16 protein-coding genes are annotated in these 20,744 nt (G+C 57.2%); 8 read left to right on the top strand and 8 right to left on the bottom strand.

Annotation, left to right across the window (positions count from 1 at the left end):
* The first annotated feature begins 22 nt into the window (after nt 1-22).
* The 3 genes from AB4074_RS16865 to AB4074_RS16855 all read left to right on the top strand — a co-directional run bounded on the left by AB4074_RS16865 (nt 23) and on the right by AB4074_RS16855 (nt 2,151).
* A complete protein-coding gene (locus tag AB4074_RS16865; RefSeq protein ID WP_441414417.1) occupies nt 23-1,111 on the top strand; it encodes a hypothetical protein in 1,089 nt (362 codons plus the stop codon).
* 108 nt (nt 1,112-1,219) lie between these two features.
* Nucleotides 1,220-1,606 carry a hypothetical protein gene (locus AB4074_RS16860; protein WP_441414416.1) on the top strand — a complete coding sequence of 129 codons (387 nt, stop codon included), beginning with the start codon at nt 1,220-1,222 and terminating at the stop codon, nt 1,604-1,606.
* Nucleotides 1,607-1,827: 221 nt separating this feature from the next.
* Nucleotides 1,828-2,151 (top strand): histone-like nucleoid-structuring protein Lsr2, encoded by a 324-nt coding sequence (locus AB4074_RS16855; RefSeq protein ID WP_441414415.1) that lies wholly within the window; start codon nt 1,828-1,830, stop codon nt 2,149-2,151.
* 43 nt (nt 2,152-2,194) lie between these two features.
* Here AB4074_RS16855 and AB4074_RS16850 read toward each other — a convergent pair whose 3' ends face one another.
* From AB4074_RS16850 to AB4074_RS16840, 3 genes are all read right to left on the bottom strand, one after another.
* Nucleotides 2,195-2,803 (bottom strand): hypothetical protein, encoded by a 609-nt coding sequence (locus tag AB4074_RS16850; RefSeq protein ID WP_441414414.1) that lies wholly within the window; start codon nt 2,801-2,803, stop codon nt 2,195-2,197.
* An 11-nt stretch (nt 2,804-2,814) separates the two neighbouring features.
* A complete protein-coding gene (locus AB4074_RS16845; protein ID WP_441414413.1) occupies nt 2,815-5,640 on the bottom strand; it encodes a hypothetical protein in 2,826 nt (941 codons plus the stop codon).
* A gap of 298 nt (nt 5,641-5,938) precedes the next feature.
* On the bottom strand, nt 5,939-6,907 hold the full coding sequence (locus tag AB4074_RS16840) for a hypothetical protein (protein WP_441414412.1): 969 nt from the start codon (nt 6,905-6,907) through the stop codon (nt 5,939-5,941).
* A gap of 248 nt (nt 6,908-7,155) precedes the next feature.
* On the opposite strand from AB4074_RS16840, the gene AB4074_RS16835 reads away from it, so the two are divergent.
* Both AB4074_RS16835 and AB4074_RS16830 read left to right on the top strand, forming a co-directional pair.
* Nucleotides 7,156-7,440 (top strand): helix-turn-helix domain-containing protein, encoded by a 285-nt coding sequence (locus tag AB4074_RS16835; RefSeq protein WP_441414411.1) that lies wholly within the window; start codon nt 7,156-7,158, stop codon nt 7,438-7,440.
* Between the two features lie 338 nt (nt 7,441-7,778).
* Entirely contained in the window at nt 7,779-10,085 is a 2,307-nt protein-coding gene (locus AB4074_RS16830) for an RCC1 domain-containing protein (protein ID WP_441414410.1), read from the top strand.
* Nucleotides 10,086-10,432: 347 nt separating this feature from the next.
* Here AB4074_RS16830 and AB4074_RS16825 read toward each other — a convergent pair whose 3' ends face one another.
* Nucleotides 10,433-11,128 (bottom strand): hypothetical protein, encoded by a 696-nt coding sequence (locus tag AB4074_RS16825; RefSeq protein WP_441414409.1) that lies wholly within the window; start codon nt 11,126-11,128, stop codon nt 10,433-10,435.
* Between the two features lie 921 nt (nt 11,129-12,049).
* Between AB4074_RS16825 and AB4074_RS16820 the strand changes: the two genes are divergently transcribed.
* Complete coding sequence (locus AB4074_RS16820; protein ID WP_441414408.1) at nt 12,050-12,928, top strand: hypothetical protein; 879 nt, start codon at nt 12,050-12,052, stop codon at nt 12,926-12,928.
* Entirely contained in the window at nt 12,925-13,836 is a 912-nt protein-coding gene (locus AB4074_RS16815; protein ID WP_441414407.1) for a hypothetical protein, read from the top strand. Before AB4074_RS16820 ends, AB4074_RS16815 begins: the two co-directional genes overlap by 4 nt.
* Here AB4074_RS16815 and AB4074_RS16810 read toward each other — a convergent pair.
* From AB4074_RS16810 to AB4074_RS16795, 4 genes are all read right to left on the bottom strand, one after another.
* Nucleotides 13,808-14,836: a hypothetical protein gene (locus tag AB4074_RS16810; RefSeq protein WP_441414406.1), complete on the bottom strand. Its 1,029-nt coding sequence runs from the start codon at nt 14,834-14,836 to the stop codon at nt 13,808-13,810. The two genes, AB4074_RS16815 and AB4074_RS16810, sit on opposite strands and share 29 nt — an antisense overlap.
* Nucleotides 14,837-14,940: 104 nt before the next feature.
* Nucleotides 14,941-16,281, bottom strand: a complete 1,341-nt coding sequence (locus AB4074_RS16805) for a radical SAM protein (protein WP_441414405.1) — start codon at nt 16,279-16,281, stop codon at nt 14,941-14,943.
* An 803-nt stretch (nt 16,282-17,084) separates the two neighbouring features.
* Nucleotides 17,085-17,519, bottom strand: a complete 435-nt coding sequence (locus AB4074_RS16800) for a CPBP family glutamic-type intramembrane protease (protein WP_441414404.1) — start codon at nt 17,517-17,519, stop codon at nt 17,085-17,087.
* A 1,391-nt stretch (nt 17,520-18,910) separates the two neighbouring features.
* Complete coding sequence (locus tag AB4074_RS16795; protein WP_441414403.1) at nt 18,911-19,444, bottom strand: DUF4190 domain-containing protein; 534 nt, start codon at nt 19,442-19,444, stop codon at nt 18,911-18,913.
* A 392-nt stretch (nt 19,445-19,836) separates the two neighbouring features.
* Between AB4074_RS16795 and AB4074_RS16790 the strand changes: the two genes are divergently transcribed.
* Nucleotides 19,837-20,532: a LuxR C-terminal-related transcriptional regulator gene (locus AB4074_RS16790; RefSeq protein WP_441414402.1), complete on the top strand. Its 696-nt coding sequence runs from the start codon at nt 19,837-19,839 to the stop codon at nt 20,530-20,532.
* The last annotated feature ends 212 nt before the right edge of the window (nt 20,533-20,744 follow it).

Raw genomic sequence — 20,744 nt, 5'->3', positions numbered from 1 at the left:
GGAGGGGTAGAGGGAGGCCGGGATGAGTGTGGAGCAAGGGCAACGGCGCCAACGGATCACAGACCCGGCGACTGTGACTGAAATCAGAGCCGCTCTCTTCAGTGTGCGTGGGCGCCTTGGGCTCCGGGGTGAAGAAGGCATCAGAAAGATCAAGAACTCCGGAGATGCGCTGTACCGGACACCGGCGGTCCTCCAGGAACTTCGCGCCAGAAACTGGGGACTGGAGGAGGCAGCAAGCATCGTCCTGGATGTCCTTGAATGCATTCTGATTCGGCAACCTGCCGCTGAGCTTGATGAGCTCGAACGAGCTATCTTGTGCGCCACACTCAATTTGATCGGGAGCCGCGACGACCTTGGGGATCGTCAACGGGCTTTTATTGCCTCACGCACGCCTCGGCTCACCGCGACCATGTACAAGAAGGAAGAAGCCGGCGCCTACTATGAGCTGGCCAGATTGCTGACCCGCATGCAGTCCTACCCATGCGGGGTCGGGCAACCCGGTGATGTGGACTTCCATGAGTACGAACGCTCACGGATACAAGACGAACTCCGGTCAGCCTTTCGCCAGTATCAGCGGCTGAATCCAGGACTTAGCTTCGAGGAGGCCTTCAAGGATCTCGTGGATCTACTTTCCTCAGGCATCAAAGCAGCCCATCATTACAACAGGCTGGCGAGCCCGATTCGCCTTGTCTCAAAACTCATCAAAGTCGCGATTGACCAGAAGTACGGAGCCGCAGTCAAGAAGGAAAGAAAGGCAGATCCGTACGTCAGACTGTTTTCCCCCAATTCCATGACGCACCTGTTCCTGAATGCGAGAGTACCGGGGATCCAGGAAGAAATATATGAGCAAGTGAAACCCGAGCTAATTGCGGCAAGCTTCACCCCTCATGGAAGCGACGCGGGTGGCATCCCGGTCGGTTGGGATGAATACCAGCTGACAGACGACTTCGCCCTGAGGCTGGGCAGCTCCATTGAACTCTTATGCGCCGTGATCTACGACATTGAGGAACGGGGCAAATGGCAATATTTAATTGCAAAATGGATCGTTGAGAAACCGGGAAACAATATGAAGTTCCGGAGAATCTACCGCGGAATAAAGCATAAAGCTTGACTCATTGCGAGTTTCGTGCTTAAATGCCTGCAACCCATTGTCCGGGCCACAATCAATGTGATGTGTGGTCCGTGAGGGTCGCACATCTCTGTCGAGGAGGTGAATCACTTGGCTTCTGTCAACGATTTCAAAAGGTATCGCAAACCATCATTTACGTCGCGCGCCGAATTCGAAGCCGCGAGTCCATTCGATCGGGCAACCCTGTACTTGCAACAATTTGAGGTCTGCACAGGACTCGTCGTCGCGACAGCCATGGACCGATTCAAGGCGGGTGAGAAGACAGTCTCATTCACGTCTCAAATCACCCTGTTCTCGAATCAAAGGCTGGCTGGTTTCGATGCCAGTTATTCGCCAACAATCAGACGCCTCATCTACGGAGCGGGCCACCTGGTTTTTTCCCAGAGTGCTAGTCCGGCAACGATTAATCCCGACGAAAGTGTAGACGACCTGATTGATCACATGTCGCTCGGTGGTGCCTTCGCCGTCCAATTATGACAAAACCCATCCACGGGAAAGAGCTCCACCGTCATCGGTGTCGCAGCCATCTCGACGGTGGGTTCTTTTCTTTGGGCGAAGGGCTGGAAATCCCTGCCCTGACTTTGGGAATCCTTAGGACGACTATGAGCGACTACAAAGGCGGCCCTCCGAGTGTGGCTATGATCTGGTTTGAACGGCTTAAAGTCTCACGGGGCTAATTCAAGTGATAGTCTTGTTTCATGACTCAGCGAATGGTAATTCTTTTGGAAGATGACCTTGACGGCTCCAAAGCAAGCGAAACAGTGTCGTTCGCGCTGGACGGCGCGGAATACGTGATTGATCTCAATGAAACTCACGCCGGCGAACTTCGTGAGACACTTGCGAAATACATGGCGGCGGGCCGACGGGCCGGTGGCCGGGCACGGTCCCCGCGCAAGGTGGCCGCAGGTTCGGACACCAAAGCAATCCGTGAATGGGCCAGAGCGAACAACATTCCTATCAACTCCAGAGGCCGGATTCAGTCCGAGGTTATGGCGCGCTACGAGGCCGCCCAGACCTCATGACTCTGCGTGAATCCGTCGGCTCCTCGCAATAGGCCCGGCCAAGCTAGGACAATCTCAGCCATTTGGCGATCCGGCTCAGGACTCGTTGGGTGGTCTGGTATGAGAGTGCTTCGTCGAATGGCATGGTTTCCTGGAATGCTTCGGCAATGACGAGATTCTGCTGGTCGTCGTCGGTGAGGCTGAGTTCCAATGCCAGGCCGAGGCGTTTCTTGGGCAGCAGAACGATCAGTGAGCGTGTCGGGGTGTTCCTGCCGGTCAGGGTCTCTGCGATGGTGAAGGCCCGGTAGTCGTTTAGGTCCAAAGCTTTCTCGTCGATGGTCAGGCTGTCCTTGCCGAGGATGCAGGTCAGGGTTCGTGGTTTCCGGGCGTAGGTGACGATGAGTCCGGTCGCGGCGGCAATGAAGACCGCTGCGACCGACCATGCGTGGAGTTCCAAGGCCAGTGCTACTCCGGCGATTCCGACATAGCCAACGATGGCGAACCACCACCAGTGTTTTCGCGGAATATCTTCGGTGGTCTGCCAGGTCATCGGCAGTCGGGATTTGAGGTCAACGCCGGAGGTTTCTTGTTGCACGCTGTCTGTCGGCAGTTGGGCAGCTTCGCTTGCCCGGCGGTTCGTTGTCTTTTTGGCGCGTGTTGTGGTTTTGGTCATCACCGTCCTTTCTATTGATTCATGCGGTCGTGGTAGTCATCGCTTGCGCCGTTGGGTGTTTGTCGGCCTTGTTCATCGGCGTGACTGCCTCCGGACTCACGAGCTTGCTGTTGTTCGCGCCACCTTGCCCACCCGTCAGCTTCGCCGCTCTCCTGCATGTGTTTTTCGACGGATTCACGCGCGGCGCGCTGGCCAGGTGTTTCTGGCGGCACGGATGACGCGGTCGGGGCAGCCAGCGCCGGTTGTTGCGGTGACGGAGTTGCTGACGTGCCGGCAACAGGACTGACTAGTGTCGTTGGGCTGGCAGGAGTGCCACCGCCGAACTTGTTGTGTATGTTCGGGGTGAAGTGACGGGCCTGCTCAGGATCGGCCAGTGCTGATGCGAGGTTGGCCCGGAATTCCGGACTGGAGCCAGCGCCCTCTTCCAAAGCGACGTCTTTCATCGCATGCATTTCCGCTTGTTTGACCTCGCCCCACGCCTTGGGCGTCATCGGCATGACCGCGCCAGGGTGCTTTGCCTTTAGTGCGGTGAACTGCGAGGCTATGGCGCGGTTGTAGGCGACCATGTCTTTGTCTGAGGTGATGCCTTTCCTGATCTCAGCAAGTTCGACCACACTTCCCGTAGCCGCCAGTTGTCGGAGGGCCGCTTGGCCCTTGGCGGATCCCGGATTCTTGGCTGCAATACTTTGAAGTTTCGCGAAATCATTGGCAGTGCCGTCGCGGTTCCAGCCATCGAGGATCTGTTGGGAGGACTCGTTCTCGGCCTTGGCACCCAGCGCGTCGTAGCCGCGTCGGCCGTGTCCGGTGGCCCGACCTCCGATCCTGCGGACGAACGCGTTTCGTCCAAGTCGGGTGTTGGCTAGTTTGCCCAGGCCTGTGTTCTGCAGTTCGCCACCTTTTTTGGATGCAGCGCCTTGGAACTTGCCTCCGATCTTGTTGATAGCTCCGCCCAGATTGCCGATGGCGTTAAGGGATCCTTTGAGCAGGCTCGGCACGATAAACAGCGGCAGCACGGCGGTCGCGGCGGCCACGACTTTCAGCAGGTTGTCGGGCTGGCCGGTGGTGGCGTCGGCGACGGGCGCCAGGATATGTGAGGCCAGCTGCGAGGCGCCGAAGACGACGGCGATGATCGGGTACAGCAGCAGCAGCGAGAAGAGCATTTTCTGCCACTTCTTGAACCACTGCTCGGTGTTGGGCAACATGTAGGCCGCCACAGCCAAAGGCGCGATGACGATCAGCAGCACAATCAGCGCCTTGCGGGCGATGAGGAGGAAGCCGACGAATAGGACGGCGACGAGCCCGGCGAGGATCATGGCACCGAGGAACGGCAGAACGAGGTAGATGCCTGCGGCGACGCCGAGGACACTCACAGCGATACCCGTCACGCCCAGGGCGCTGGAGGCGGTGGCGACATCGGTCGTGCTGTTGACGTCCTTGAGTTGGATCTGGGGGCCAAGGCTTTGGAAGAAGCTCTGCATCGATGCGCCCAGGATGTTGGAGAGGTCAACCAGGATCTGGCAGACAATGAAGGAGATGTTGACCAGGATGGCCGCAATGACCAGCCGCGGGAACATCTTCTTCAGCCCGTAGTTGGAGATGCCAAAGCTGGTGAGCTGGGAGTAGATCATGATCAGGAAGACGATGATCAGGACGACGTTGCTGATGTCCCGCATCTTGGCCCATGCCTCATAGGTAGGGCTCGAGGTGTCGACCAGCTTGATATCCGTGCGCAGGAAATTATCGGCCAGGAAGCCATAGACGTTGTCCATGATGTTGGCCAGGAACGTAATCACCGGGCAAACTATCCAGCCAATGCCGGTGACCGCGCAGGACGGCTTGTCCTTAGCCGGGCACGGATTACCCTTAGCGTCGGTTGTGCCACCATTCGAGCAGTCTGCAGGCTTGTCGGTGCTGCTCGACTTGTGGTTGCCCACCCATGCCGTATAGGCATCCGCGAGGTGTCGGTTGTTGATCTGATTGACCATGTCCGTGCAGCCGTTGTAGAGGCTACCGATGCGAACGGATCCTGCGATGTTCTGCCCAGCGTTTAGCACGCCTGCGGGAAAGTTAGTGGTGCCCCCGTCGTTGGCCGTAATACCCACGGTGTAGGCCTCAGGAGATGCAATGCCGATGCCTGGGATTGAGATATTGAAGGACGACCCTGTCGTCGGTGAAATCGATCGCTTGTCGTTGCCGAAGGATATGTTCTGCGTCTCGGGCTGGCCCGTGTCCTGGTTGTAGACGCTGATGTCGTAGACACCCTGGGTGAGGTTCGCGCTGGTCTTCGGGGCAATAGTGGCATTGCAGAGATCAGTGAGACCCTGCGTGAGCAATTTGTAGGTCTTGACGTCATCGATCCCGGGGAGGCCCTTGCCGTTGGGTGAGTTGACGACCTTGTCGCGCATGGCGTCGCCGGAGGCGCTACGGTACCAGGCACCTTTTCCGCTCAGACAGCGGTCGCCGCCGTCGCGTTGGAATCCAAGGTCGCAGAGGACGTGAAACACCCCGACCGAGTCACCAGAAGCTGCGGAGTAGCCGATTCCTTTGACGGCGTTCGAGATGAATGTGGGGTCTGAGCACTTTGCCCGGCCGTATTCATCGACGGAGGAATCGCCGGCATCGTGAAGCCAGCGTCCGGCGAAAACGTCAAGAGGCTGAAATGAGGGAGAAAGCCCGCCGCCATCCCAAAACCATTTGTAATTCGAGGCGTTCTGTTCATTGATGCGGTCCAGGCTGCGAATAACCCATGCGTCATCCGTCAGTGGCGAGTAGCCAACACACGTTGCCAAAGCGTTTCGGTAGAAAAGCTTGGTGATCTCGGCATTCAAGTTCTTCATTGCCGCTGGATCTGGGACCGCCGCAGCCGCTGCAGGGCGCGCCAGAGGCGCGAGCACCAACGATACCGTCGTCAGCATGGCCAGAAGAATCAGGCGAATTCGCGGTGGGCGCTTTTGTCCGGTAAACCACGAAAGGTACAGCCCCAAGGGCTGTACCTTTCCAAGTACTTGGAAACCAAGGTTCCGAGCGTAATTCGATTTTCGTTTATCCGGCATAACCTGCGCTTATTTAAGCACAGGCGGCATGGTTTGAGAAGTCCTAGGCGCGCCTAGTTCTACCCTTCCAAGGTCAGAGCCGTCATTTCAAGTCAGCGAGTTTCCAGCTGCCATCGACTTTGTCGAGCTGGACCTGCCAGACAAGTTTGTTACCCTCGATGCTCGTATGGTTTGGGTCGATCTGGATGGCGCGATTCTTATCTGCGTTCTCATGTTCAGTCATGTAGACCGTCAGGATCGTCGAAGCGTCGGAACTACTTACAATATCCACCTTCTCGACTGTCAGACTACGTTTGTATGGTTCCTTGTCCTGTCCGTCGTGACTCTTGTAAGTCATGAGCCAGGTTTCGAGGGCGTTGGAGTTGACTGCCTCTTCCCTTTGCTCAAGCCGGACGAGCGAAAGGCGGTTCTGCCAGTCGGACACGAAAAGCGCATCAGCAAAGGTTTTGGCTGTACTTGCAGTTATTGGTTTCAGTGCATCTGCACCGTTAGCGGCAGATTTGTGCCAGTCGCTGTTTAGCTTGTCTGACGCGCCGGCTGCGTACCAGGCGGAAAACCGTTGCTCGAAAAGCATCTTGGCTGCGTCTTGACCGCTCAGGGTGGCGGGGATCAGGAGTTCCTGGACCGTGTAGGTGTGTTCCTGGAGCGCCGATGGACTTGGCGAGGTTTCGTTCAACTGGCCTGTCAACTTCGGATCCGAACCCGGCACTGCGTTGTGACTGCCGTCAGTTGCGCCCTTGATGCCAACGAACGCGCCGACAGCCAGTGCGACACCCGCCGCGCCAGCCCCGAGGCCGATGAGTAGGTTGCGGCGGCGGTGGGAAACCGGCTCGTCGCGGGCAGTGCGCTCGATGAAGTTGGCCGTGTCTGGATTCGCGATGTCGATGACATCCTGGGCGTGATCCGGGACCTGGTTATCCACGAGGCCCTCCGCATGCGCTTGAGGGAGCGAGGTGTTGTCGAAGGCCTCGTCGACACGCTCGATGTGCGCCGGCAGTGCCTCTGGGCTGACGTTGCTGATGGTTCGATGCTCTGGACGTTCGATACTCATGTCCGGTGGTTCCTTGCGCGCTTACTTGGGCGCATGAAGTTTGATAGTCGCCAGGATCCGGGGGAGGCGTTGGCCTGCAACCGCCGTTTGGCAATGACCCATATATACCACAAACGGAATATTTTGTAAATAGCTTGCGCTTGCTAGCCGGCACCGAGCCCCCATGGTAAACGTCTCAAATATGGTCATCTAAAGATTCCCATACATGTATGAGGATCGCCAGATGAAGCCTCGTTCAGGCTTGAATTGTGACTGGCAGAAGGAAGCGTTCGATCTCGTGGGACGAGTACGCCCGCGAGATTGGTGTGAACCTCCAGCGGGCACGGCTGGCGCGCGGACTCAGCCAGGAGCGGCTCGCGCATGTGGCCGGAATTTCTGCCTATACGTATCAGAAGTTCGAGAAGGGTGAATCGAAGCCGGGGACGCCGATGAACCCGCGGCTGATGACTCTGACGGCACTTTGCCAGGCGATGGATTTGAAGATCACAGACATCTTGCCGGCGAATCCTCCGGATGTGACAGCAGGCCGCTGACCCGTAGCGGACCCGTCGATGGTTCCAAGTCGTGCCTGCTCCCAGACGCTAGCCCCGGCCGTCGACACTTGGAACCCGACTCCGCTCTTTCCTCCACCCACTTTTGGGTCTTCTGATTGAATCGGTGTGTGGCGGTCATTGACATGGCGACAATCCGTCGGATATGACTGGAGTTCGTGCTTCTCGGGGGAAGTTCGACGGCCACTACCGGTCCAGCAGGCTCTACATGGTCTCAGTCAGGGTGTATGACCATGTTCTGCCTAACTTCAACCGGATCGGCTCGCCCACGCGGAAGGAACCCAAGGCGTTCACCGCTGCGCAAGTCAGCCGGTGGGGCCTTGGTCATTCTTTTTACTCTCGCCGCACTGCTGGTGGCCGCGCCGCAGAGCAACGCAGCCCAAGGATGCGGCGATATTCAAGTAGTAGGGCTCGCCGGAAGCGGTGAACTCCGCAGCAAGAAAACTACTGGCACAGACTTCTTAGGACAAACGAACACAGATTTCTACGACAAGCTGGTCGCGTCGTATCACGGGACCGGAACGCGGGTCACCGAACACGGAGTTCCCTACCTGGATCAGTCGGTCCGATATTTCGAAATCTATGGTACGTACTCGCAAAGCAAGCAGAACGGCGTTGACAACACTCTGGCGTACCTGGGCTCTGTTTGCACGAACACAAAATTGGTACTGGTCGGATACTCGCAAGGCGCCGATATCATGATGGAGGTCTACGCAAGGCTGAACCAGAGCCAGAAAGACCGAGTAGTTTCCGTCATCCTGTTTGCTGACCCTAACTTCAACCCTCAGTCCCACCCCTTGGATCAAGGAACCTACACACAGCGCCCGAGCGGGCACGGGATATGGGGTGCGCGAGCTGTTCCGACGTCGCCGCCGGGCTTCCAAGCCAAAGCCCGAAGCTACTGCCTCGTGAATGACCCCATCTGCAATTCGGTGGTCAATGCCGCCAGTGCTCTTTCTTGCGCGGAAGGCATCCTGAGAATCGTCACGTGTGCCGGAGTCCTCCGGGAACTCCAACACGGCCTGGTGGGATGCGATCCTTTCGAGGTATTCGGTAGCGATTCTCTTAGCTGTCCCCACCTTGCCTACAGGGAAACCGGGGAGACCCTCTTAGCGGCTCTTTTCGTGAAGAGCCTGTTCCCCGCAAAACGTGTTCTGGACCATCTGGTCATCTCACCGAGTCAATCAACGATCGTCGCCGGGGCATCGCAGGGGTACTCAGTTTCGGGGGCGGATACGTCCAACCTGTCTTTGGGCGACGTGACCGCCGCAACCGTCTTCAGCATCGCCCCTGACGGAACTTGCACGGCATCGAGATGTACCGCGGCCAAGTCCGGGGTCCATACGGTGACCGGGACTTATGCAGGTAAGAGAGTGGCCGCGGCGTTGAACGTTCAACCTAGCGTGCCAGCGGGCTTTGGCGGCATTCAAAGTATTGCAACTTATGACAATTACGCCGTGTTTGCGGTGAAGATCGATGGGACGGCGTGGTCGTGGGGAGCGAATACTTACGGTGAGCTGGGAAACGGGACCACAACCAACACCTACGTGCCCGTGGCTGTGTCTGGTTTGGCAGGGGTCCAAACAATCGCTCCGGCGAGTCAGTCAGTAATTGCTTTGAAGACTGACGGGACGGTGTGGGCTTGGGGATACAATTTTGCCGGCCAGCTCGGGAACGGGACGACCACGAACTCTGCCGTGCCGGTCCGGGTTGCGAGCCTGTCCGGCGTCAAGAGCATCACTTCCGCTGGTTACACAGCATACGCGGTGAAGAACGATGGATCCGTGTGGGCCTGGGGCCTCAATTCGCAAGGTGAGCTTGGAATTGGGACTACCACGAACATCTCAGTGCCAGTTCTGATCGCCGGCCTATCCGGTGTTCAGAGCATCACCTCCGACGGCAAAACAACGCTTGCCTTGAAGTCTGACGGGACAGTGTGGGCCTGGGGGAATAACGTCTTCGGCCAGCTCGGGAACGGGACGACCACCAACTCACCTGTGCCAGTTCAGGTCGCCGGTCTATCCGGTGTTCAGAGCATTGCGTCGAACGGAAGCACCTCCCTTGCTTTGAAGTTGGACGGGACGGTGCGGGCTTGGGGCTACAATTTTTCCGGTCAGCTCGGGAACGGGACCACCACCAACTCATCTGTGCCTGTCCAAGTCACGGGTCTGTCCGCTGTCAGCGCGATTGCCACGGCCCCCGCAGAGGACGCAGCGGTTTATACGGTCAAGACAGATGGGACAGTATGGGCCTGGGGTGCCAATTCCTACGGCGAGCTCGGAATTGGCAGCACGAACGCCTCAACGACGCCTGTGCAGGTGAGCACCCTGTCCGGCATCCGGAGCGTCACAACAGCCAACAACGCAGTAGCTGTGGTGAAGTCCGACGGGACGGTGTGGGCCTGGGGTCACAACGCCTATGGTCAGCTTGGAATTGGCACGACCAGCAATTCCACGTCGCCCGCGCAAGTCACCGGCCTATCCGGAGTCAAGGCAACCACCTCATCATTCTCCTCAACCTACGGTTTGAAGAACGACGGTACAGTGAGAGCCTGGGGCTCGAATACCAATGGTTTGCTGGGCAACGGTACCACCACTGATTCAACGACCGCGGTGCCAGTAGGATGAGGTGCGGCCCATTCTGCACCACGCGCGGGCCACAGGCATTGGGTCAGAAATCCGTTCGAACTCGCGACTGATCAAGGCCAGTCGTATGCACGACCTGGTGGTGGAAGGAAATTGAAGCCTGTATAGGAACCAGCGCCCACCACCGAAGTCGAGGTCAAGAACACCATGAATACGACAGCCAAGTCCAAAACCAAGAACAACTAAAGACTCGCCCCAACCAGTGCTGAGGTAGGCATGGTCGGATGCACTCGCCGAGGAAGCGAGCCGGCGGCGAAGTTGTCGTCGGTGTCGATGTTCCTGGCCGACGTCCTTGTACCTGGTGGCTGGATGAGTTGTTCAGAGAAGGATCAAATCGTCGTTGATTCCTGGAGCCACTTCGCCGCAACGCAAGCGAACGTGTCGAGCCAATGCCCATCTGGCCATGGACTTCGCTTGTCCTGTCTCTTGGACAACAGCGGAATTTGATCGCGGATCGCGTCGGCCACTGACCAAGCACTAGGCTGTCCGCCGCCCTCTCCATCCGAAAAGGCGCCGAAATACTCCTTTTCCTCATATTCGAGTACACGCCGATGATCGACTGCAGTCCCTGCGCACATGAGACGACCTTCCAATGAAAAGAGGAGCGAATATGGCCAATCCACCCACTCGGAAGACGTTGAATATTGAGACTTGCGAAAGGTGGTCTCCGCAGGAATGACCCAGCACTGGATCTTGCCGGAATCGAGCTCCGCCACGGCTTGCCGGGGCTTGAAAAATCCCTTAAAGTAGCGTCTGGTCTTTCGCCAACTGACAGTGCCTGTATGGGTGCGATCGGCGTACCGGGGGATGAGCTCTTCCAGAACTTCTACGGCCGTTCCGGTCGCCCAGCTTGGCAGGTTTCCCGTCGCTGACTGGACGACGGATGGACCCCATTTGGCGTTCCACGTCATGTATTTCGACCATAGTCCAACACGGATCATCTCCACCGCCAGTTGTTCGGCGGTCTCGAATCCCTTGGATTTCAAGAGACTGACGACGTGATTAGACGTCTGGGCGACTTGCACTTGCACGCAGCTCTCGCATAGGAGGGGCTTATCGATAGATCCGGAACTTGAAAAAAAGTCCAATAACCTTTCGGCGGAAATTTCCCCCCGACGTATATGAGAGGAGCACAGGAATCGACCGCATCCCCCTGTACACCGCGCGTTGGCCTGTTGGCCACATTCGCAATAATTTGATTCCATGCCGCCCCCTCTCAAACACCCGCCATGGACAGAGACGAGTCCCTGCCAGAAGTATATTCAGAGGATTCTAGTTGAAAACGGTCTCAGGCTATCTCGGACCCTCCGGGAGTCACCCAAACTGGGGACAGTAACTACGTAACAGCAGCGATGGCGTCCCGCGGGCTGGTATGTATGAATGAGCGGTGACGGCCGGCCCGAGTGAATTACATCTGTAGGTTCGGACTATGCCCTCGGCAATATCAGCTCGAGTGGCAAGATGTCCACCAAAGCGCCACGGTTGGATGCAAGCCTTGTTTTGGTTGGCAAGAGGCCGCGTGACGGGAGCTTGCCTCTTCCGGGACGGCAGGCCGTTTATTGTTCGTCGCGCCATTCTGGCTGCTGTAGGTTCGTCAGCGAGAGCATTTTGTTCAGCGCGGTAGAGGATCTCCTGCGTAACGATAACTCCTAAGCGGTCGAACCATGGATTCTAGGGTCCGTGTAATGCTAGTCTCCGAGAGTTGGTTCGCATCGACCAATAGGACGACCGAGGGGGGTGAACCAGTGAACGAAAACAACGAGACCCGAGAGGTCCAGGAGGCAGAACAGCCGCTCTTTCTTAAGAGCGTCGTGAGCCCTGTGGATGCACGCGTCGAGATGAAGTTGCCGAAAATGTGCAAAACCAGCTTCTATGGCAATTAATTCCTTACTTGGGTTGATCGGACGAGCTTCGGCTCGTCCGATCTTCCTTTACAGACGGTCGGGGTGAAATTGACCTTTTTACGGATCGGACATTTACCAGGGAAAACGCCCGCGGATTCCCATTACCGGTATTGGGAATCCCTATTTCCGGACGGTTCTTACAAGCGAAGGGTGGCATGCCTTGAAGCGGCAGGCCTGCGTATTGAGGAGCTTGAAAATGATGTGAAGCGTTCGCTCTCACTGCTCACAGAAGTTGAGGTGATGACGAGGCTTTATTCACAGTCCCTAAGCGAGGCGCGACGGGTGCACCTTGACGCTCTTGCTACATTGCTGCGGGTCGCGAGGTCCCTTGCACAGCGCCGGGGCCGCGGGCAAGAAATTCAGTCCCTGCACCTTCTCGAGCTTTCCACGTCTCTCCTTGGATCGGAGACGGTACCCCCGAGTATTCAGCAGGGCTGGTTGGACTCACTCCTGTGCCTTGCGCGCGACGAGGGCTGGTCATGGTCTGCCCATGAGATCCGCACGACGGCGGAGCACACACCGTCGCGGGTACTATTCGAGATTCTGAATGACCACAGCAGGGTCGCAGGTAGAGCTATCTGGTGGCGGGACGCTGCACGGCTCGGCACAGCACTTGACTGGGTCACCCGTGACCTTATGCTGCTGATCAAACCTGGAGGAATCTCAACTCATCATGTCGGCCCCATCTCAAACCTGCTGTATCGCGAAGCCAAAGACCAAGCTCTACTGCGACAGAGCCCGAAGTACCGGCCCTTGATTCTTCGATCGGTTCAGGTGATGGACGCGTACGCCGAGGGGCTATACCCATATCTCACGGACCCGCGCCGAAGGCTTCCCGAGATTGTTCGTGACCATTTACAGCCGCCGTTTGAACTGGCACGTATCGTCATTTCGTCCCTGTCGAAACATGGCGTTGTATGACCGGCTTCATGTTTGCCGATTGGGATGACCCGGACGCGGAAGCAATAGCAGGTGGCGCCGGGCTTCAATGGTTAAGACTGGCGGGTGACGCCCGGGAATACGACTTTCATCTCAAAGGCCAGGGCACTTCGTGGATCTTTTCATACCAAGACACGACGATCACCAGCGAGGAACTCCTGACTGCAAATCGCGTTGTCGTCCGCCGCTGGCGTAGCTCACCACCCCGGCCCCTCGTAGTTTCCTCAGAGCCTGACCCAGCTCACCGGAACTTCGTGGAGCGCCAGTGGGACGCCGCGGTTCTAGCGGGTCTCCATCTAATCTACTTGCAGCGTCCCAGAGTTTGGTCACGTGATCCGACCCATCAGGATTTCAAATTGTCGGTTTTGGAGCGGATTAAGGCCGTCGTTTTGGTTCCCGATTACGATCTTGGGACCACTACTCGATTGGATCACGCTCAGCTCGTGGCGAAGAGCATCCATGTCGACCAATCATTGGGGGACCAGGGCAGGGTGGCGACGTCTCTCGTCGTTTCGGAAGATCTCGACGTGCGTCAGCCATGTCCGATGATCTTTCAAAAACGCATTGAGGCAGCTGCAGAGTGGAGACTCGCCTACAGCTTCGGCCGGGTGGGAGTTGTGCGCCAAGTGTTTAATGCTGAAGGTCCCGTCGACAACAGGTTTGCATCTCCATCGATCAGAGAATCATATTCGTCCCGTGATGTCGAAGCCGAAGCTCGGCTGATTTCGAGTGCGCTCGGTCTCAACCTCTTTACGGCCGACATCCTTGTTGACGAGCTCGGTCAGCGGTATTGGTGTGATATAAATCCGGATGGTCTCTTTACGGTGGTCGACACTCCGGACAGACCCTTGGAGAACGCTCTCATTGATGGCCTCCGTCCTGGGCTTTGACCCCACCGGCTCGCAAGGCAGCGAGAACACTGATAGAGACGAAGACTACGCTGACCAGCGCGGGGAACAGAAGTTCAACCCAGTCCGCCGCTGCTATCTTCGCTGCGACGCCGCTAATCCACCGTGGAGCGGCGCAAAGGCCGATGACCGCGAATAACCCGTAAACGGCTAGCAGTGCTCTTGCGAAGCGTCCCCCGTCGTCGCGACGCCACGCGGCCCGCATGAGTTGGCGAGGCCTCGACCAAGTGGCGGAAGTCGCGCGACCATTGAACAGATCTCGGAGAGCCCAATATCCGTCACTCTTGGCAGCGGGTTCAAATGAGGCCATTGAAACCGAGGCCAGGATGACCGATGTCGCGGCAAGGACAGGTAATCCTGTGATCCAGTAGGCGACCGTCACGGCTGCCACAAAGTAGCCGTCAATGGACAAGCCAGCCATGTCGGCAGTTAGGCGTACTTTCTTACTAGCGACATCGAGCGGCGACAGATCCACATAAGCAACTGGGCCGGTGAAGTAGAGTCCAACTCCGACATCCGGGTCGTATCCCGCCCTCCACGCGATTGCGTAGTGGCCCGCTTCGTGCAGGACCAGCTGCACTGCCTGAAGGACGAAAACTAACGAAAATAGGAGCAGGGGCGTATCCAATAAAGCACCTGCCACAGCGGAGACGGATGCCGTGGCGACCCACAAGATGAATTCCAGAAGGAGCAATACGACGCCGAGCGCCACAACTGGCGGGGGAAGTACGGGGCTTAGTCGCTGACCTACGACTCTTACGACTGCTCGAAGAAGCTTGCTATTGTGGCGTGCCGTTAAGTCCGTGAAATCGGCGCTGTAATTGGCGTCGCCTTTGTGTTGCTGTAAGTGGGTTCCACCTTGCAGGATGCCCACGGACCGCAATTTCTCAAGGGATGCCGAAGTTTCCACGTCGACTCCGGCATCAGTTAGATTGCCGTTGATGGATCTCAGTAAAAACTGATGCGTCTCGATGTCAACCACGTAGGACCCGCGACCCGGCACGTAGACCACAGGGTTGCCAGCTGCGCCAATTTCTACATTAGGGGCAAGGTGTAGTGATTGCGGCGGACGCCCTTCCACCGAAATCACGCTTCGGTTTGACTTGCGCCGTACATAGCTCGGACGGTATCAGCGAACTCTTCTGGGTAGCCAGCACAGTTTCCGAGCCAAGAGATCTTGTCGGGGGAAAGCCGGGCACCACATCCGCCCCCGTGAAGATATGCCACGGGGCAGCGCTTGCAATTTTGCAGCTTATCGATACGCCGACCCTGCCAATCATTCCATATAGGGAGTGGCTTGAAGGTTCCGCTCTCCATATGTCCAACGGCCATTTCTGGGCGGCCTACCAGTTCATGACAATTATAGATCTGACCTTCGGGGGAGAAGTAGATGTTTCGGTTGGGCGCCCCGCAAGCATAAATCAGGGGCTTCTTCATTGCGTCGCCGAGAAAACCCGCTAGGTCAGATTTGTTGTCCAAGGCACCAAGATCAATGCCAGCGTTCTTCAAATACTCGCCCGTCGCCTCGCGTGACACCAAAATATCGGCGGATGCATCAGGAGTCAGAGGATCTGGAATGACATTGACGTAGTCAAACGTTACTAGGGGGTTATCGAAGAGCCTTTCCTCCTGCAGGAACAAGACGAGCTCCGCAAGACCCTCTAGGTTTCTTCGATCGACGTTTGGGCGGATAAAGACTTTCACTCCGCGGTTCAAGGCAAGTTTGATGTTCTCGAAGATTTTATCGAATGTTGGAGCACCAGTGATGGGCACACGCCTAGCATCGTGATACTCGCGGGAGCCATCCAGGCTTATCTGCAGGTCGCAAAGAAGTTGGGGGTCGAGTAAGTCTTCAAAGTCGTGAAGGAATGTGCCATTCGTGGTTGCTCTCGTGGTCAGCCCACGCTCTGCGGCCGCCCGGACCAAGTAATGCACAACTTCGCGGGTACGTGGAAGAAGAGGCTCTCCGCCAAAAAGTTCGAGATGAGTGATGCCACGGGTTGACAGCAAACCATCAATAGCGCTCATGATGTTCTTGGCCGCATCCATCGTCAAGTGGCGGGACAGTAGTGACCGCATTTCCGTGTTGGCCTGAAAACAATATGCACATGCCAGATTACAGGTGTTGGTTGGGACGACGGAAACAATGGCAGCTTTTCCATCAAGCGTCTCGACGGCTTCCACCTCCGTCTGGAACCACGCGACCTCCTCCTCTTCGGAGAGGGACGTTAGGTAGCCAGTGCTCAGCGCGTAAGTTGAAACATCGGGGTGCAGTTCACCTGGAGCATTGAGTAATATTTGTGCGATGTCGGCGGGCCAAATATCAGCTGCATGCCTGGGCAGGTTGAAGACTAGGGTCTTGCCATCTTCGAAGGAGACATGCCCGGTATAGGTGCTAACACGTATGGTCGCCATGAGACTGTTCACGATTGGATGCTATATGAGCATCCGGCGCTGCGTAAGTGAACTCACCGGAAACTCGATTTGTTAAGAAGATTCACCAAAATCAGGATGAGCTTTAGCCGCCCACCCTGGGTTGGTGTTCATGGTCTGGCGGATTAGACCACAGACGCCGAAGATCTTGTTGGCAAGGGCACCGCATTCCATTCCTTCCTTGGCGAGAAATGACAAGTACCCCGGAGAAAGCGGCATACCCGGGTTCTCGTTGGAATTCAGGGCGCCTGTCGAGCGGTGACCGCTCGCCGGTCGGACAGCTCGTTGACCGGATGGCCGTTGTGGCCCTCGCCAAAGGTCTTCTGGAGAAGGCGCACTCAACGATTGGCGGCCTTGTCACGGTCCCCTGATTGTTTGGAGCGTGGTTTTGAGCCTCCGAGAAGTAAGTTCGAGCAGATCAGATGCTTCATGAGGACCTTCGACGAAACCCGGTGCCTGGCGGGCGGTCTTGCGGAACAAGCCCTGTCGTAGACGCGCCAGACGCGACGCCAGCAGCTCGGACTGCTCGACACCGGCCTCGTAGATAAGCCGCAGGACCGGTTCTTAGAGAATCTGGGGGTGCAGCCACCGGTTGTGTTCCTTGGTCTACTGTGTGTCCTTTTGAGCGGATACAGTGGCGCAGCACGGCATCCTCGTGCTGGCGGGCATATGTGAGGTCCCTGACCGTGCCCGAACGCAGCCGGGGCGGGTCCCGCAGCGCTTCTTCCTCCGAGTCTGGGATATGCACCTCGGTGACCGCGCCCACGGCGAGCATCTCGGCCAGCAATCGGGCGTCCCTAGCCAAGAAGCAGAAACGAAACGTGCACAATATTCGCCGCATAGATGCTCCTGGTTCGAAACCTGAGAAATGACATCAATGCAAACCCCAATGCATAAACGAGCGCCATCTGCGCCGAATGGACGAACGGCAGATGAGCCGCCCAGAATACCCCCGCGACCGCGACACCTGCAACGGTCCTTCCCAGAAGGCTCTCGAAATGTGAGTGAAGGAAGCCGAAGGTCACGACATCCTGCGCAAATGCTGAAAAAACCATCCCCGCCGCATAAAGAGGTGATGGGACGGAAAACGACTCCGCATGAGTAAGCATATGGATCAGGAGGCCCACCGGAATTACATAGAAAACCCCGATTCTCGCATCCGCGCGTAAGAAACGATAGTCCGCAACTTTGAGCTGATAAATCCAGGCGGCTCCCCCGGTCAATGTCAACATTATGAGAGTGAAGCAAATGAAGTTATGCACGGGCGATCCGCTTGTCAGTAGGTACGTGAGATACGGAATGTTGGCAATAAAAAGCGACTGAACGCTCATCCACCAAATTAACCACAAGACCAACGCCTTGAAGCACGAGGCCAACGACCCCTGCGCACGTTCGGAAATTATGCGCCAAACTAACTTCATTCAAAGGACATTATACCGAATGTATTTCGGCGACGCAATCACTAGTAAAAATTGAAAGACATAAAGAACGCTTAGTGATGATAAACATCTTTTGATCCGAAGGCCTGATCTGACCGGATCGTTCGGTGCTGCGGCATCGTCTGCCCACTAGTCATCTGTTGTCATCTGAGTGGTCGTTCTACTGTCCCGTCGGATCTCGATATTGACAGGGATCCTTTTGGGCATCGGCCAGTGCGACCACGACGGTGATGATGGGGACGGACCCAGCCGCCCAGGGTCGGTCTTCAGGGAAACGGTGATAGACGCGGGTCGAGGGCCGGAGTGGCGACTTGCGTTGTCCTTCAAAGATGGTCTAGGTGGGACCATCAGCGTATCCGACCGCGATGTTGCGGCGAATGTGTGGCTGTGGTCGGCGAGTCAGGATCCGGAAAGTCCACCCTCGCCTGGCCGTGATGGGGATCCCCATCCCGGCAGCGGCACCCCAGTGCGTGGCATGGGCCTGCGCGGTGCTCAGATGATCTTCCACGAAGGGCCTCGTTGCTTCGCTCACAGGGTTGCGGCCGAAGGGACCCGATCTGGCCAGATTTTTGGCCAGATCGCGCCACCTGTCAACAGCAACCTAAACTGAGGTGACGGCAGGGTGGTTTGCTCGCTGGCGGCAGTTAAATGACCTGTGGCTCGTCCGGGCCACTGCCCAGCACCACCTACGACGCTCCGTTCGTTTGTGCCGCAGCAGTCTCGCCGGCACACGCCTCATTGAAAATCCGCCCAGAGAATTACGCGCCAGGCATCAACCCGTGCTCAACTACCTTCGCCACGGCCCAGCACCCAGGCTCTCGCTTCGGTTCGAGAGCCCTTCATCGTATGGACACCCCACCCGACCCCTGACCTATAGACGGAACCTCTTAGATACTCACCGATTCGAAGAACGGTGTCGACGAAGCGGGTTCTTCAAGGTTCCCGGGGAATGGTCTGCTGAGATGATTGCCCATGCTGCCATCCGGGCTGCACTTCTCAATAGCTGATGTGTTTTATTGCGGTGTTGTTGGTTATCCGTAGCCACCCTCTTTGGACCTGAGTCGGTAGGGTCGTGCGTGGGTGACATGTCTGAGGTTCTAGCAAGACCGATTCGGGATCGGCGGAATGAGTCAAAATGTCTGCCGGGGTCTTTCTGGAAGAAGCGTCAAGTCTGTCTTCGGAGGCTATCGTCGAATTCCCCCTAGGACGAATCCGACGACGATAATCGCCACAAGTGCCGCCAACCAGAAATAGCCCAGAATAAGTCCCGCTAGTGCCAGGCCAACACCGCCTTCGCGTGTACGCCTTATCTGGGACCGGGCGATGTGTCCGAACGGAATCGCTAGAACGCCCCCGAGCACGCCGAACACCAACGCTAGCACGGCAAACGTGTTGGTTCCTCTTGCGGACCCGACCCCGGGCGGGAATCCTGGAGCGAGTTCGGTCGCGTTGACCGCGACCCCGTCGGCAGTCACCCCAACCCGTACAGGTGGGCGGTTCAGGAACTCCTCAGCTGCCGCCAAGTCGCTGGCCCTTTTCCTCTTGATGACTTTAATAAGTAGCGGTGCGCCGACTGCCCAGAAAACGGCGCCGACCATAACCCCGGTAATCCAATTCGCAAGGAGGTCACCGACGACGAAGCCGAGGAGAAGGCAGCCTAGGCCGGTGAACATCAGAAGAGATAAGGAGGGAGATGTTTCCCGTGTTTGCGTGCCCATGCGGACCTTTCATTGGTTCTTCATCATGACTGTCAGTGAGACTGGGTTCTTTCACCGTTCCAACGGGTTTTGACATATCCGTCAGCTCAATTGCCAAGTTCCCTCCAATATGTCCGGCAGCGAGCCGTCATCGAAGTGGATGGTGACCACTGAAATCTGCTTGGCTTTGCGTGATCGCCGAGTTGATTTGCCGCCTTCAGGATAGGGCTCGGCGTCTGGGGCAGGCCTTGCTTTCGAGCGTCTTGTCACCCAAAAAGGTGACGTTTGTCCTAGCGGTTGTAGCAGCCGTGGACGTGTTGGCAGATTTGAGGGAGGCTGACTGAAGTAATTGAACACAAGCGCTGGTTGTTGAGGGGGATTCAATGGTGCGACGGGCGATTCGGCTCGGGGTGGTGGATGACCACCAGGTTTTACGTATGGGATTTGTGGCGGCGGTCAACCACGATGCCAAGACTTCCCTGGAACCCATTGTGGTGGTGACCGAATGCGGAACCGTCGATGAGCTGCTGTCCGGTAGGGAACGAATGTATGACGTCGTTGCATTGGATATGTCCCTGGCTGATAGCAGTCGCCCGGGTGAGAACGTCCGAAGGATCATCGCGGCCGGTTACCCGGTTCTTGTTTACAGCGAAGCCAGTAACGCGGCTGATTTGCGGGAGGCGCTTGCTGCCGGGGCTTCGGGGGTGTCAAGGAAGGGCGAGGGTTACGGGCAAACGCTGGGTCTCGTGCGGAGGGTCGCGGAGGGAGAGACGATTGACAATCAGGACCTAGCGGCCGCCATTGACGGGGATTCCGCCTTTGTTGCGGCCACGGAATTTCCTATCCAGGAGCGTGAATCTTTGCGCCTCTACGCGGTGGGATTTACCAGGACACAAGTTGCCAGGAAGATGAATATCGCCGAGAACACGGTTGCGACCTACATCAAGCGGGTCCGGAAAAGGTACGAGGCGGCGGGCCGGGCCGCCCGGAACAAAACCGACCTTTATCGACGGGCCGTGGAGGACGGCATCCTCGAGGAAGGAGCCACCGAGGACGATGTTCTCGAGCAAGGAACCGCAGAGGACCAAGCCGGTGGAGATCTTCGTTGATTGGACGGCTGACGTCATGCGGTTTCGACAGGCTTGTGGAACCCAGGTGCGGGGGCGTCGGGGGGTCGGGATATTTGCACAGGAAGGGGTCAACATGTTCGACGGTGAGGGGCCCTGTGCGTAGGAGCCCGGGGATCCGCCAGCCGCGGGCCATTTCACGGACGAGTATTGAAGACATCTTGGCTCGTTCCATTTCCGTCTTCGCGCTCGTT

It is taken from the genome of Arthrobacter sp. 2MCAF14 (assembly GCF_052115645.1).
Classification (GTDB): Bacteria; Actinomycetota; Actinomycetes; order Actinomycetales; family Micrococcaceae; genus Arthrobacter.
The sequence above is the reverse complement of the archived record's forward strand: the minus strand, read 5'-3'. Positions and strand labels throughout refer to the sequence as shown.